This window comes from Methanosarcina sp. MSH10X1 (genome assembly GCF_004099695.1).
GTDB lineage: Archaea > Halobacteriota > Methanosarcinia > Methanosarcinales > Methanosarcinaceae > Methanosarcina.
The window spans coordinates 1-14,274 of record NZ_SCHL01000034.1 but is presented as its reverse complement, the minus strand read 5'-3'; the positions used below and the strand labels follow the sequence as shown (position 1 = coordinate 14,274).

Below are 14,274 nucleotides of genomic sequence, written 5' to 3'. Positions count from 1 at the left end.
AGTGACTTTGATACCAATGCCCGAATCCAGGCTGCGGTCTTAAGACCTTTATCTGACGGAATAGTTGTGCTTGACGCCCCCTACGAAGAAATGGGTCTTCTGGGGCCTGGAGACAGCATCAGGCTGACCTTCAATGTTAAGGTTGCAGAGGAGGCTGCAGAAGAAACTCACAACCTTGAACTTGCAATCGAGGGCAACTCCTTTGATTACAATAGCAGAAAGAATATCCCTCTCAAGGTCGATTCCTCGAATATAAGAGTGATTCCTTCAAAAGAGCTCCAGATAGTAAATGGTGAATCTACCCTTGAGTTCGATGTGGCAAATACCCACCCTAACGAATTCAATTCGGTAAGCATAAAACCAGAAGCCGAAGGTGTGAGATTCTACCCTGCAGAATATTTTGTAGGGCCAATGAATCCAGATGAACTCTTTACTATTGAATTCGATGCGGTAGCAGACAATTCATCAGACGCCCGAAAGGATACCTCCGAGCCTGTGAACCTGACACTTTCAGCAAGTTACAGCAACGGGATAAATAAACACGAAAATATAGTAAGCAACCTGTACATCCAGTCCATTGAAGAAACCAATGGAGGCAGTTCAAGCCTGGTTATCCAGGGCTTACTACTCGCTGTCATTGCCGTTGCAGGTATGCTAATTTACAGAAAGAGGAAACAGGGTAAAAAATGAGTATTTCCGGGATAAAGATTCCTGGAACCAATCTTCAAAAGGTTTGAAGGCAGCGTAACTCGGGCAGGTCTCTTAAAAGGGTAGGGACCTGGCCAAATTGTGCCCTTCCTTTAAAATTATATCTGGATGAAATGTATAAAACTAATGTCAATCTTAGTTTAGCTTCTATTTTCAAATTTCCCCTTTATGATCCATAGGAAGTGTAATGATAAATATACTGCCTTTTTCAACCTCGGACTCAACCCATATCTTTCCTCCATGAAGATCTATGAAGTTTTTAGCAATATATAGTCCGAGACCGGCTCCACCATATCCTCTGGCTGTGGAAGAATCGGCTTGAATGAAAGGCATAAATATTCTTTCATGATCCTTTTTTGACAATCCTATCCCGCTATCTGAAACCTTAATCTCCAGCATTCCTGCTTTCTTGCTAGCGTTTACAGTGACCCTTCCTTTTTGAGGAGTAAATTTTATAGCATTGTTCATCAGATTATACAGGGTTTGTCTCAACTTTGTCCTGTCAGCCCGGACATTTTCAAGGGAGGCATCAACCTTTACTTCTACAGTAATCTTCTTGTTTGAAGCAAGTGAGAGAAGACTCATCCTCACCTCTCCTATAAGGCTGGCAATATCTACATCTTCATAATTAAGGTTTCTTTCACCGGCTTCAAGCCTTGAGATATCGAGCAGATTGTTGACAATCTCCAGAAGGTTTTTCCCGCTTATAAGGATATTATTTACATACTTTGACTGCCTTGTATTCAGGGATCCGAAAGCCCCCTCCAGCAGCAGATCGGAGAAACCTATAACAGAGTTCAGTGGAGTCCTAAGTTCATGGCTCATATTTATTATTAACCCGTTCTTGGTCCGGTTTGCGGCTTCAATATCCTTTTCTGCTTTGAGAAAAATATTTTCCAGCTCTATTTTCCCTTCCAGATTTCTCAAAAGCTTCCATTCTCCTTTTCTCTTTGCAAATACGTCATTTTCTTCCATCAGTCCAAGCAATGCTTTACCTGAAAGTTCTTCAAGAGGGAGGGTACAGAGCAGTGTGAATCTTTTATTATTTTCGAAAACTACAGTCTCGATAGTCTCTTCACATGTCTCAAGGCAGGAATTAAGGAAATCCCCGGCATTTTTAAAATCAAAGTTTGTTCTAAATCCTGAGAATCCTCCCGAAAGGGTTTTCCTATATCCCTTCTCTGCAAGTTCTCTTACTACTGGCGCAAGAGAAGTAAGATTTTCCGGGAACGGATTAACAGGTAGAATTTCCAATTGAGAGGATTCGAGATAGTGCTCGACATCCAATCCTTCCTTTTTAAGTTCACATTTTGCCTCATCAGCCGTCAGCTTATCGGGGGAAATCCATAAGCAATATTCTCCCCCTTCAATTCCTTCCTTAAAATAGGTAACAAGTAGTTCTGTCAATTCTTCGGCATCCTTATATACAGCAGAGATCTGGTGTCTCTGCGGAGCGTCTGAAAAAAATCCGGGGCTTCCAACATTATTTTTTCTCAAAATCTTTCCCCCTCCGTATTTTAAGTGCGTTTCTATATTATGCAACAGGGCTTAATGGGGTATGAGACAGACACTAAGAAGTATAAACTTCAATATTAACTAATTCAGGCAACTTTGTGTATTAAACCGTTTAAAAATTAAGGGCAATATAATTCTCTTTTCAGACTTATAACATTTGCACATACTTCTCATTTTTCCTATGTATATTACTAGCATATATAAGAAATATCCTGGTTCATACTGTTCTTTTAAAAGTAATTTATTATATATTTGATGACTAATATTTACTTGAGTTTTGGGAACTATACGGGACATTAGTTATTTTTACACTATTCACAGACGTAGTCTGTCTATACTCACGTATCTGATAATTGAAAAGCTCTGCTTAATGGAGTTTGAAACATAATTACGGCGTCAGGAGTAGGGATTGGAGGGTTCTATGTTAAGTATAACGCAAGCTATCAAAATCTCTCTCGGGAGCATAAGAAGTGCGAAACTCCGTTCAGCCCTGACAACGCTTGGAATTATCATAGGAATTGCCGCAGTGGTTGCAAATATCTCGCTTGGGGGAAGTTTCAAGGTTCTTTTTGAAGAAGAAATCAATGCTCAGGGTTCCAATTTTATCATCGTATATAGCCAGGAACCTAATATTTTTTACACTAACGAACTGGAAATTATAAAACAAACTGCTGGAATCAGTAGAGTCTCTCCTGTAAAACAACAATCCGGTGAAGTCACTTATTTCTCAGAAACTAAAAATATTGAGATTGCCGGGGTGACGGCAGACTACCAGGATACGGCAAATATCAGCATGGAAGAAGGTAGTTTCGTAAGTGATCAGGATACCTTTTCTGCGGCAATAGGGTATGAAGTCGCTAACGAAAAATTCAACAGGAATATTTCAACCCGCAGCACTATCGATATAACTTTCCGCCTTGAGGGCGATAGGACCGTAACAAAAAGCTTCAAGGTAAAAGGTATTATTAAAAGGTCCGATGTCGCAGTTGTCGGAGGCGGCAGTATTGACCGGGATGTATCAATTTTCATTCCGGTTTCCACAATTAACCAGTTACTCGAAGAAGATGATTATGGATATTTTTTCGCAATGTCTGACAGCCCGGATAATCTGGAACAGGTCTCGGATGAGATGGATAAGCGGCTTGCCCGGAATTTTGGGGTCTCTTCAAGAGACCTTGATGATGAGGATGCAAAACCCTACCGGATTCTCAACCAGGCGGATATACTTGAGCAAACAAACCGGCTAGCTGATGCCCTGAGGAACTTCCTTGTCGCCGTTGCCCTGATTTCCCTGCTGGTTGGCTCAATAGGAATAATGAATATTATGCTTGTTACGGTAACGGAACGCACACGAGAAATAGGAATCATGAGGGCACTTGGCTTTTCAAGTAATGATATCCTTATGCTGTTCGTTATCGAATCTATTATTATCAGTCTTTTTGGAGGGCTTCTAGGACTGGGGGTTGGGATAGGAGGAACCTATGTTGTTACAATGGCTCTTGAACTCCCCTTCCTGTATCCTTATTATATCTTTGAAATAGGGGTTCTCGTTGCTGTCATCGTTGGAGTTGCCGCAGGAGTCTATCCAGCAAGTAAGGCAGCAAAACTAGTCCCTGTAGATGCCTTGAGGTATGAATAAAAAGGATTTCTTCTTAGATCTTACCTTTCTTCGGTCTTATCTTAATCCGATTTTATCTCTGAGTGACCCCATATAGGGCTCTTTTCCTCTTATCACATTTCTGTATACGAATTTCTCTGAGTATTTCTCCCCTGAATAATTATAACCTAATTTATATATTGGTAAAAACCGGAATACTAATGATGTATCCTGAGAATAACTTTAAAAATATAACTTCTGTTGTGTTTTGCCGGAAGACCTCTATATAACTTAAGCCGAAATCAGGATTGACCTGCGCAGCTTTAAGGAGGACTGAATATGGAAACTGGAGAGAAAAGGGCAATTGGAGCCAGGAACTTTCTTTATCCTATGCCCACTACCCTCGTAGGGGCTCATGTAAGCGGAAAACCGAATTACCTGACAGTCGCTTTTTGCGGAATCGTACAGGCAAGTCCTCCTATGATCGCGGTAACCCTGGGGAAAATGCACTATACAAATGAGGGGATAAGAGAAAACCAGTGCTTCAGTGTAAATATTCCCTCGAGGCATATGGTTGAAGTTACGGACTACTGCGGTATAGTTTCCGGAAAGAAAACCGACAAATCCGAAATTTTCGAAACCTTCTACGGAAGACTCGAAAAGGCTCCAATGATCCGGGAATGTCCTGTAAACCTTGAGTGCAAGCTTATAGATACCCTGGATCTCGGAGGCGCAAGCGAGATATTTATAGGAGAGATTATTGAGAGTTATGCAGAGGAACGGTATCTCTGCAATGAGATTCCTGACATCGAAAAGATCGAGCCTATAGTCTTTTCAATGTATGATAACAATTACTGGGGAATAGGAGAGCATCTTGGCAAGGCCTGGTCTGCCGGGAAGAAGTTCGGTGAGGGCAATAACGAAAAAAGAGCTGAAAACAATGAACTGAAGGAAAATAAATCTCAATGCAGGTGTAGTCTTAGGGAAGTCAACAAAAACAAATAACTTTAGAATTGACCTTTTACCTGAAAGACATTCGGATTCTTTTTTCAGCTTAGAAGTTCTTTATTTTACGGGGAAAGGGGGACTATGAAGTGAAAATAACAGTATTCAGCGGGAGTCATAAGGGTGGGGAAGGAAACACTCTGATCATGGTTGAAGAATTCCTGAAAGGAGCAGAAGAAGCCGGAGCAGAAACTGAAAACATTTTCCTGATTGAAAAAAACATTGGATACTGCAGAGGAAAATTTGAGTGCTGGCTCAAAACTCCTGGAATATGTACGATCCGGGATGATATGGATGACTTGCTTCCAGAATTTATGGCTTCGGATATTGCAGTATTCGCATGTCCGATTTATTTCGATAATGTTCCGGCTGTTATGAAAAACTTCGTAGATAGGCTTGCTCCTGTTCTTTTGCCTCATTTTGAGGAGGACGAAATGGGTGAGTACAGGCACGCAAAACGCTATGAAAAGTTTCCGAGAATTGCTGTGATCTCAAACGCAGGCCTGCCCGGTCAGATAAATTTTGAGGTTACAAGCCTTTTTTTCAGGAGGCTTGCAAGGACCCTCCACACTGAACTCGTTGCCGAGATTTACAGAGGAGAAGGGGAAATTTTCAGGGGCAAAAGCAATATCATGCTAAAACCGCTCCTGGGGAAGTACAGGAAATTGCTCAGAGCTGCAGGAAAAGAACTTGTTGAAAATCAGAAGCTCTCGGAAAAAACAATCAGGGAGCTCGAAAAACCTATTGTGCCTTCAAGCCTGTACATAAAGTTCGGGAATGAAGAATGGGATCGGCTATGCGAGGAAAATAAGCCCCATTGAGAAAGATTGCAAAAAAGCATAAAAACGTTTCAAGCGGTATAATTCCCGAAACAAATAAAGAAAGGAACCGATCGGATAAACCCGAGCCTTCCTGTTGTTAACTGAAGAGGAGGAAAAAGAACTTTTTTTCCTCCTGAAATCATTTAGTTGCCTCTTATTAACCGATGCAGTTTCCTACGGAACCACTTGGCACTCTTTAATTAGTCTCAGAACTGCCTTCCACAAGGTCTTGCAGGCTGTGTTCCATGTAAGGGGCATTGCTCCTGTTGATGAGTTCCTGGCAGACATCAGCCGGCTTTCCGTCGATTGCAAGGGCTCCGTTTTCAATCAGTATAGCTCTGTGAGCAACTTCCCGGACAAAATCCATATGGTGACTCACAAGCACGATAGTCGTGCCAAAGCGTTCATTGATTCTTTTTAAGGAGTTTGTGACGTCCCTGAGGGTTACAGGATCAAGGTCTCCGAAGGGCTCGTCAAGCATGAGAAACTCGGGAGATGTTGCAAGGCTCAAGGCAATGAAAGCACGGACATGCTCGCCTCCGCTGATCTGGTAGGGTGTTTTGTCAAGAACCTCAATTGGCAGGTCAAGGGCTTCAAAGACTGGCCTTGCATATGCATCGACATCAGTTACCGGGATTGCCGGGAAGAGTTCGGAATAAATGGTATCGCTCAGATGTAACTCCCCCAGTGCATTTACTTTTTCCTCTTCGGGCATATCAGGCAGGCGGTATATTGTATCAAGGGTCTCGTCCGAAAGTCCCATCTCCCTGGCTTTATTCCTTGCATATTCGATTGAACCCAGTTTTTTCATGCTTAGTCTGAATCTGATCTGGTCCCTGACCGTAGAGTTAACGGACATGGAAAACTCCTGATTCATGATGCTCATAATCCGCCGGAGTTCCATACGCTTCTCGCTATACTCGGTGACATCTACCCATTCCCCGTTGCAGAGGTACTCTACAGTCCCTCCTTTCGACTTGATGAGCCCTTCCATAAGTTTCATAAGAGTTGTTTTTCCAGCTCCCGAGGAGCCGATGAGAGCAAGAATTTCCCCCCTGTAAACATCAAGAGAAAAGTCTTTTATATTAAGGACTTCCCCCATCCGGATAAGAGCGTAGCGTTTTGAGAGTTCCCTAACTTTGATGCAGACCTCTCTATTCTCAGGCTCTGCAAGTTCTTCCCTCGGTTTCATATCCCTGAGGAAATTTTTAAGCACCCAGGAAGGTTTTCCATCGGCTACAATTTTCCCGTCCTCAAGAAAGATCACCCTGTCAGCAAGATATGCATGAATTTCCGGGAGATGCGAGACTACTATAATCGGGATATTCAATTTCTTTTTGAGGCTTTTTATTACATCAAGGACTTCCTGCTTCGTGTCCGGCCCGGTCATTGTAACGGGCTCATCGAGCAGAAGGAGCTTTGGCTTTGCAGCAAGCTGCCTTGCCATTAAGACCCTCTGCTTCTCTCCCCCGCTCAGAAGATTGGTAGAATGGAGGGCTTTATGTTCCAGGCCTACGAGTTTCATGTACTCCATTGCTTCTTCAAAGAGCTCATCGTAATCATTGGTCATATTGTGCGGAAGATGTTCAATCTGGGGGAGGGCTTCATGCCCTGCTCGAAGGTAGTTTAGCTTTCTTATAATATTTTCAATCGCAGGCCCGTTCCAGAGCCCGAAATTCCGCTGGAGGTGTATTGCGCTTACGCTTTTTAAAAATTTTTCTCCTTCAATCCCTGAATCCGGAGTTATAATTTCTCCATCGACTTCCACGGTCCCCTGCTGAAAGGGCTCCACTCCCCGGATGATGCGCAGCAGTGTTGATTTCCCGCTTCCGCTTCGACCTGTAATCCCGAGAATTTCTCCATCCTCCACCGTGAGGTCGATATTGTCCAGCACTCTTATCTTTTCGGAACGTACCTCATAATCTTTAACCAGGTTGGAAACTCTGAGCATAATCATACCTCTTAGTGTAAATCGCAAGTATACGCCGGACCCGAACTATTATTATGGAATTTTACCAGTAAGATGCCGTAATTTGTCTCTTTTTGCTGCATTCTTCGAATCCTTTTGCGTCAGTATAACTTATATTAAAATAGGAGTCAAATATTACCTTATAACTATTTATTACAATCGGCTGCTGTAATTCAAGCCCCTACAGTATAAAAATCTATTTCGAATACTCAAAATCTTTCAGGGCTCATATATCAAACTTACAGCTGAAAGAAGGTCTTTCCGGCTTTAAAGTCTTATTAAATGTTTTTTAACCTTTTTTGGTTTTAGTGGATCTACTACCAAATAATCGGACTTTCATTCCTGTTAAGCCGTTAAAGAAAGCTTCCGCTCCGGAAAGAGTTTTCTAAAAAATATATATTTTTAATGAAGTTAAATAAGTTTTTTTAAAAGCAGGCAGCACATCCTGAATCTCTCTTTTCAGGCTTCATCTTTTTATAGCTGATACGAGTTCAGCCACTTTTGCAGTTACATCCTTTACTTCTTCAACAACGGTGCCGGTAACTATCATATCCGCACCTGCAGAAGCACAGAGTTCTGCTGTTTTCGGATCTCTGATCCCGCCGCCAACTATGAGTTTATTCTTCCCGAGCACCTGCTTGACAGCTCCTATCATCTCAGGACTGACAGGCGTATCGGCTCCGGAACCTGCTTCAAGGTAGGTGTAATGCATGCCAAGATATTTTCCTGCAAGGGCATATACCGCGGCAATTTCAGGCTTCTTCCTGGGAATAAGTTTTGCGTCTCCTACCCAGCCAACCGTTCCTCCGGGTTCGACAATAATATATGCCATGGAGATGGGCTCGATCTGGCTTTTGTATACAAGCGGAGCTCCAAGCACCTGGTTTGTGATCAGATACCCTATGTCTCTTGAGTTCAGAAGGCTCATGAAAAATACGGCGTCTGCATATCTGCTGAGCCCGGCTGAACTTCCAGGGAAAAGGATGGTCGGAACATCTACCTTTTCTTTTATCTTTATGACGGTTTCATCAAGCAGGGTACCCGATGCTCCTGTTGAGCCCCCTATCATAATGGCATCGGTGCCTCCCTTAACTGCTGCAAGGGCGATTTCAGCGGCTCGTTCAGGCGTCTGGGAAGCGGGATCGATAAGAGTAAGATGAACTTTTCCTTCCTGATCAATGATTTTCTGGAGGTGTGCTTCCACCTGCAAAAAAGATCATGCTCCCTTGGATTCCTTGGACTTAACCCGAAGAGCGCTGTAGCCGCATTTTCTGCAGCGGGTTGCTCTTACTGCATTTCTGGCATTGCACTTCATGCAAATCTTCTTATTTAATAATCTTTCTTCTGCTTCTGGAAAACGAGCCATTTTTTGTCACCTGCTATTATTTTTCAATATTGATAAGGTATATAGCCCGCTTAATGGATGTTAAGGGATATAACGTTTTTCATTAAAAAAGCCCGCATTTTATTGAGTTTGCAACCCTTTTTTCTTTTACTTTTAGCATACTCGCCATTTTTCCTGCTTTGCCGACTCAAAGTTTATTTATTGGTTACGTTGTTTATTCCCTGCCTGTATGTTTAAGCCAGGACTGAAGCTGTAATTATAGTCAACACTGGACTGTAATAAAGTTAACATTGAAATTGAATTACTGAGACTCAATTAAAGCTAAATTCTTGATTTAAACTAAAGTAATCAATCATAAGCAAAAATATTTAGTTTAATCTGAGACTGTCAAATTCGAAATATAACTACCTATTAATTTAATTCCCTCAGGATTAATTAATTCCTTATCTTACGAATGGTGATTGATGTGGCGATTCATCCTATAGACTACCGGTATGGTACAGCAGAAATGAAATATGTATGGAGCCAGGAGAACAGACTTGCCAAGATCCTGCAGACCGAAGCTGCCCTTGCCCGCGCCGAGGCGGATATGGGTTTGATCCCCGCAGAAGCGGCTGAAATCATATCTCAGAGTATCTCTTCTGTAAAAGCCGAGAGGGTTGACGAAATTGAAGCCGAGATCCACCATGACATGATGGCTGTGGTCGTTGCGATTTCCGAACAGTGCAGAGATGACGCAGGAAAATGGGTACATTTCGGAGCCACCTCAAACGACATCCTGGATACGGCAACAGCTCTCCAGATCAAGGATGCAATCGATATTATGGAAGATAAGCTCAAAGTTCTGCTCAGGATTCTGGTTAACCAGGCCGAGGCCCACAAGCAGACAGTCTGTTGCGGAAGAACTCATGGACAGATCGGAGTTCCAACAACATACGGACTGCGTTTTGCCATCTGGGCATCGGAAATTTCAAGGCATCTGGATCGTCTCAATCAACTCGCTCCGAGAGCGACTGTAGGCCAGATGACCGGAGCAGTTGGAACCCAGGCTGCCTTTGGAAAGGCCGGAATTCTCATTCAGAAACTTTCCATGCAGCACCTTGGTATCGGGGCTGTGGACGTCTCCAACCAGATAATTCAGCGGGATAGGCATGCCGAATTTGTAATGTGGATGGCAAATACGGTAACGACCCTGGATAAGATCGGCATAGAAATCAGGACTCTTCAGCGCAGTGAGATTGCCGAGATCGAAGAAAGTTTTGGTAAAAAGCAGGTAGGCTCATCTACCATGCCTCATAAACGCAATCCTATTAAGTCCGAGCAGATATGCGGGCTTGCAAGGATTGTAAGGGCTATGGTCGAGCCCGAACTTCTTAACAATACCTTATGGGATGAAAGGGATCTGACCAACTCTTCTTCCGAGAGGATAGTTTTCCCTGAAGCCTGCGTACTTACGGACCACATCCTCAAGCTCGGGATAAGCGTGATTGAAAACCTCAGGTTTTATCCTGAAAATATCCGGAGGAATCTGGAACTGCTCAGGGGCCTCAATATGGGTGAGGCTGTAATGATAGAGCTTGCAAAGAGAGGAGTAGGCAGGCAGGAAGCCCACGAGCTTGTGCGGACTGCGGCAATGAAAGCCCATGATACTGGACAGCACTTCAAAAATGTGCTTCTGGAAACACCTGAGGTTGCAAGATATCTAACTGCCATGGATATTGAAAATCTTGTAAATCCCGATAAATACATAGGGACTGCAGTGGAGCAGGTTGAAGTACTTGTTACAAAGCTCCGTGAGGTTTATTCTCTCTAACTTTTTTATTCCTTCTATTCTTTTTCTTTCTAATTTTTATTTTTTAATTTTTTTTACCAGAGGATCAAGCAGAAGGTTATACTTTAATAACAGTTTTTGCTAAAACAGGGACGCTGCAAGCGGCTTCTCTATTTATTCGTTCAATTTTCCGAAGCCGCCTGACCGGAGATCTTAAGCACTCTTTTTATTCCTGCAACTGCTGTTCAAAAACCTCGAGATTCTTCCAGCTAAATTTTTCCGGGGGGCAGGCTCGTATGCACTTCTGGCAATGGGCTCCTTCACACAGGTCGGTACTTATCATCACCCTGTTTTCTTCGTCAATTGATATGGCACCAGTCGGACAGACTTTAATACATTTTTTGCACTCTGGGCAATCAACAACCATAGTCATGTAGGTTCCGACCCTCTCAAGTACATGAAGCCCTTCTTCCCCAAGAACCGGAATATCTCTCTCAACACGCTTCTCGATACTGGGATTTTCTATGGGGTCGCCGAGCGCGGGAAGTTCCTTCTTTTTGAGATATTTCTTAAACATTTTAAAAGGCATACCCTCTTCCCAGTATGCAAGCTCGAGAACATAAGTATCACGAAATTCCGGGGCGGTAGCAAACATTATGTGTGTACCTATTATCTGACTTGCAATCTCCTGAAGTTCCCATAATCTCTCTTCCGAAAGCAAGATTTCGCGGGCCACTGCGAGTGAAGTATTTCCAAGCTGGCAGATTTTTGCTGTCGAGTACGGGATTAACCCCACTTTCTGGGCTTTTGCCGCATCCATATAGGTGCCGGCAGCGCCTGCCATATAAGCCATGTCGATATCTGTCATTTCAATGCCTGCAGCCGAACAGAGCGTAATATGCCCTGCACGAATGGCACCTATGGCTTTTCCGGCTTCTGCGAGGTCTTTCTCTGAAAAGTCTATCCGGTTTTGCAAATGAATGAGCCCGTCCGGGGTCTTAATTTTTGGGAGCTGTATAAGGCCGCTTCCCATCCCTTTCTCTATCAGGGCTATAACTCCGGTACCTGTAATTCCTTTAGCTTTGATCTGGCCCTGATCAAGGATTTCTCCGGTTGCCGGATCGACAAGATCTCCGGGGACAGATTTCATTTCTTCGCTCAGGACATAATTCCTTAACGCTCCATCCTCGAATTCGATGTCCGAGATAGAATACGGAGAAGCAAGTTTTCCATGCTTTATCTGCTGCCCTTCAAGAGCCGGGCCGGCAGCTGCAGACCCTGTATAAATTATATCTTTCACTTTAAGGGCCATTTCTGCATTTGTGCCGTAGTCCGTTGCAATTGAAATTTCATCACTATCAAGCATTCCGGATTTTACTATCAGGGCAAGGGCATCGGCTCCTACTTCGTGCTTTATCGCAGGAGGGACTACAACTTCACAATCATATTCATCAAGCCCGGAGATTTCGCTGCTATGTATTATTCTTGCGCTCCTGTCCTGCTCCTGTATATTGTATTTCTGTTTCTTACGTTCTCCCGCATAAGCCAGGTCTTCAATGTTTATCCCCTGAAATATGGATAGCTGGATTGGATTCCCACAGATTGAAAGCCTTTCAAGTTCTTCGCTCTTCACATCAAGAGTCTGGAACAGGATCTTCACCGCATTTATGGAAAGCCCGTGTGCAAGCTCCTGCCCGTAATGAATTCCGAAGTCCATGTGATCCATCACGTTCGCTCCGGGAAGAGGGTTCCTCAAAGTTATCACTGTTCTTCGGATCTCTTCTGTATCCAGATCGATTTTCTGAGCTCGATACCCGCTTGTTCCAAGGTCAATTGCAACTCCGTATCTCATAGAACTCCCCCTTTATCTCCCTATTTTGCCGGGTATTTTAATTTGCTATACAAGCCGTTTGAGTTTTATTTTATATATTATTTTGAAAAATAACATATAAATAAATAAGGGGATTTATTCTTTCTCTTATATTTTAAGATCCCCCGAATTTCACTTTGCGGCTGTTTCCGATTTTTTTGAAAAAATAGTTCCCTTCCTTTTTTGTTTTTTAAAGATAGATTGGACATTCCAATCCCATAACTATAAAACAGATATCGGGAGAAATATAAATGGCATATCTTTATATATCACAAGTGACTTTGTATAGCTGATGAGCTAGTCCGGGTAGCCCGGCGTTACCTGTAACCCGAAATCGCCGATACGCGGGGGACGAAGCCAAAGGGAGATGCGTCGAAGGGATTCCAGCCTGGAACCTCAACGGAGAAGCCCCGTCCTGCTTGGATGGTGCAGGTATGCGGGTTTGCTGGAGAGCAGGTCTTCATACCCTAACTGCGGAAACCGGTCGAGGCCCGGAAGGGAGCAGACTCACCGTGGGCAACTGTCGCTTGCGGGGCTGCGGGGTGGAGGAGAGGGTCCAGCCTACTGTGGTCTCCAAGATGCAGCAACCTGAGGCGTGCTCATCACTTCACACACAAGGTAATTTAGTTTTATAGCACAAATGTTATATCTCTTGTAAATAGTCTGCATGAAACCTTTTCCCCTGGAAAAGATTAAATACATGAACTGCGTTTAAGGGGACGCGCTTCTTAAAGTCCTTTGTGACGAGATAGCCAAGCCCGGTATGGCGCGGGATTGCTAATCCCGTGATGCTCCGCATCCCGGGGGTTCGAGTCCCCCTCTCGTCGTTTTCTTTTTTCAAGGTTTTATTCACATGGAGCTTATCCCAAAAGCCATTTAATTTTCACTCATTAACAATTTTGGCAATCATTTTCAAGATCGAGAACCCGATAGATAATTCGGGATATAGGATTTGCTTCTCAAATCCTTAGTTTTAGGATGAGCTCATAATCAAGTTGCAGTTTCCGGGAATAGTTTTAACTTCGGGTTCAGTAATTCCCTCTTCAAATTTCATAACTAAGCCACCTACTTGCAATTCCTGGACGAGTGTTTCAGTCTCAACTGACATTTCTGACTCAACGTGTGTTGGTGTAAACAGTACCAGGGATACAACGGAAATTAGAAAAACAATAAAAAAGCAATAAACGGCTCTGTAGAAATCCTCTAAGTTCTATTTTTACCCAAAAATATATAAAAATAAAATTGTAAAAATGCTCCTTATTTTTTGTCCCCACAAAAAACGAAGGAGCAATTGTTATTGTCATCAAATAAGTATATTAAATTTATCGATCTCAGTCTTAAAACGGTTCAGTCTTGCAGACTGAACCTTTACTCCTGTAAATATTCTAAACGCGTCTATACTAAACATCAGCTTCTTGTTCTTGTTTTACTGAAGGAGTATATAAGTACAGACTACCATGATTTTGTAGAACTTATTGACCTTATGAGTAATAAAAAAGAAAAACTTGATCTTATAAGGTTCCTCATTACACTACTCTTCAAAAGTTTGTATCCAGGATCCCTTCCTCATTGTTTAACCTAATTTTGTCAAAAACTCTAAAACTATTTTATTCACACGGAGAAAATGCTTCTATTACAGCAATTGACGCAACTGGATTTACGAGTTCATATGC

At 42.9% G+C, this 14,274-nt stretch carries 9 protein-coding genes, 1 tRNA gene, 1 other RNA gene and 1 pseudogene; 7 read left to right on the top strand and 5 right to left on the bottom strand.

Going from position 1 to position 14,274, the window contains the following annotated elements; translation table 11 throughout:
- Window positions 1–690 (top strand): annotated as a pseudogene (locus EQO05_RS14985) (COG1361 S-layer family protein); the annotation flags it as partial.
- A 171-nt stretch (window positions 691–861) separates the two neighbouring features.
- On the opposite strand, the gene EQO05_RS14980 reads toward EQO05_RS14985, so the two are convergent.
- Window positions 862–2,205, bottom strand: coding sequence for an ATP-binding protein (locus EQO05_RS14980; RefSeq protein ID WP_128507886.1), 1,344 nt, complete (start codon window positions 2,203–2,205; stop codon window positions 862–864).
- A gap of 439 nt (window positions 2,206–2,644) precedes the next feature.
- Here EQO05_RS14980 and EQO05_RS14975 point away from each other — a divergent pair, with 439 nt between their 5' ends.
- The 3 genes from EQO05_RS14975 to EQO05_RS14965 all read left to right on the top strand — a co-directional run bounded on the left by EQO05_RS14975 (window position 2,645) and on the right by EQO05_RS14965 (window position 5,646).
- A complete protein-coding gene (locus EQO05_RS14975; protein WP_128507884.1) occupies window positions 2,645–3,862 on the top strand; it encodes an ABC transporter permease in 1,218 nt (405 codons plus the stop codon).
- A gap of 297 nt (window positions 3,863–4,159) precedes the next feature.
- On the top strand, window positions 4,160–4,825 hold the full coding sequence (locus EQO05_RS14970) for a flavin reductase family protein (RefSeq protein ID WP_128507882.1): 666 nt from the start codon (window positions 4,160–4,162) through the stop codon (window positions 4,823–4,825).
- An 89-nt stretch (window positions 4,826–4,914) separates the two neighbouring features.
- Window positions 4,915–5,646, top strand: coding sequence for a flavodoxin family protein (locus EQO05_RS14965; protein ID WP_128507881.1), 732 nt, complete (start codon window positions 4,915–4,917; stop codon window positions 5,644–5,646).
- Between the two features lie 196 nt (window positions 5,647–5,842).
- Here EQO05_RS14965 and EQO05_RS14960 read toward each other — a convergent pair whose 3' ends face one another.
- From EQO05_RS14960 to EQO05_RS14950, 3 genes are all read right to left on the bottom strand, one after another.
- Window positions 5,843–7,597, bottom strand: a complete 1,755-nt coding sequence (locus tag EQO05_RS14960) for an ABC transporter ATP-binding protein (RefSeq protein WP_128507879.1) — start codon at window positions 7,595–7,597, stop codon at window positions 5,843–5,845.
- Window positions 7,598–8,081: 484 nt separating this feature from the next.
- Window positions 8,082–8,825 carry a geranylgeranylglyceryl/heptaprenylglyceryl phosphate synthase gene (locus tag EQO05_RS14955; protein ID WP_128507877.1) on the bottom strand — a complete coding sequence of 248 codons (744 nt, stop codon included), beginning with the start codon at window positions 8,823–8,825 and terminating at the stop codon, window positions 8,082–8,084.
- A 6-nt stretch (window positions 8,826–8,831) separates the two neighbouring features.
- Window positions 8,832–8,981, bottom strand: a complete 150-nt coding sequence (locus tag EQO05_RS14950; RefSeq protein WP_128507875.1) for a 50S ribosomal protein L40e — start codon at window positions 8,979–8,981, stop codon at window positions 8,832–8,834.
- Window positions 8,982–9,426: 445 nt separating this feature from the next.
- Between EQO05_RS14950 and purB the strand changes: the two genes are divergently transcribed.
- Window positions 9,427–10,773 (top strand): adenylosuccinate lyase, encoded by a 1,347-nt coding sequence (gene purB, locus EQO05_RS14945; protein WP_128507888.1) that lies wholly within the window; start codon window positions 9,427–9,429, stop codon window positions 10,771–10,773.
- Between the two features lie 184 nt (window positions 10,774–10,957).
- Here purB and EQO05_RS14940 read toward each other — a convergent pair whose 3' ends face one another.
- Entirely contained in the window at window positions 10,958–12,583 is a 1,626-nt protein-coding gene (locus tag EQO05_RS14940) for a methylamine methyltransferase corrinoid protein reductive activase (RefSeq protein ID WP_128507873.1), read from the bottom strand.
- 308 nt (window positions 12,584–12,891) lie between these two features.
- On the opposite strand from EQO05_RS14940, the gene ffs reads away from it, so the two are divergent.
- Window positions 12,892–13,206, top strand: an RNA gene (gene ffs / locus EQO05_RS14935) — signal recognition particle sRNA.
- 137 nt (window positions 13,207–13,343) lie between these two features.
- Window positions 13,344–13,428, top strand: a tRNA-Ser gene (locus EQO05_RS14930).
- Window positions 13,429–14,274 lie beyond the last annotated feature (846 nt).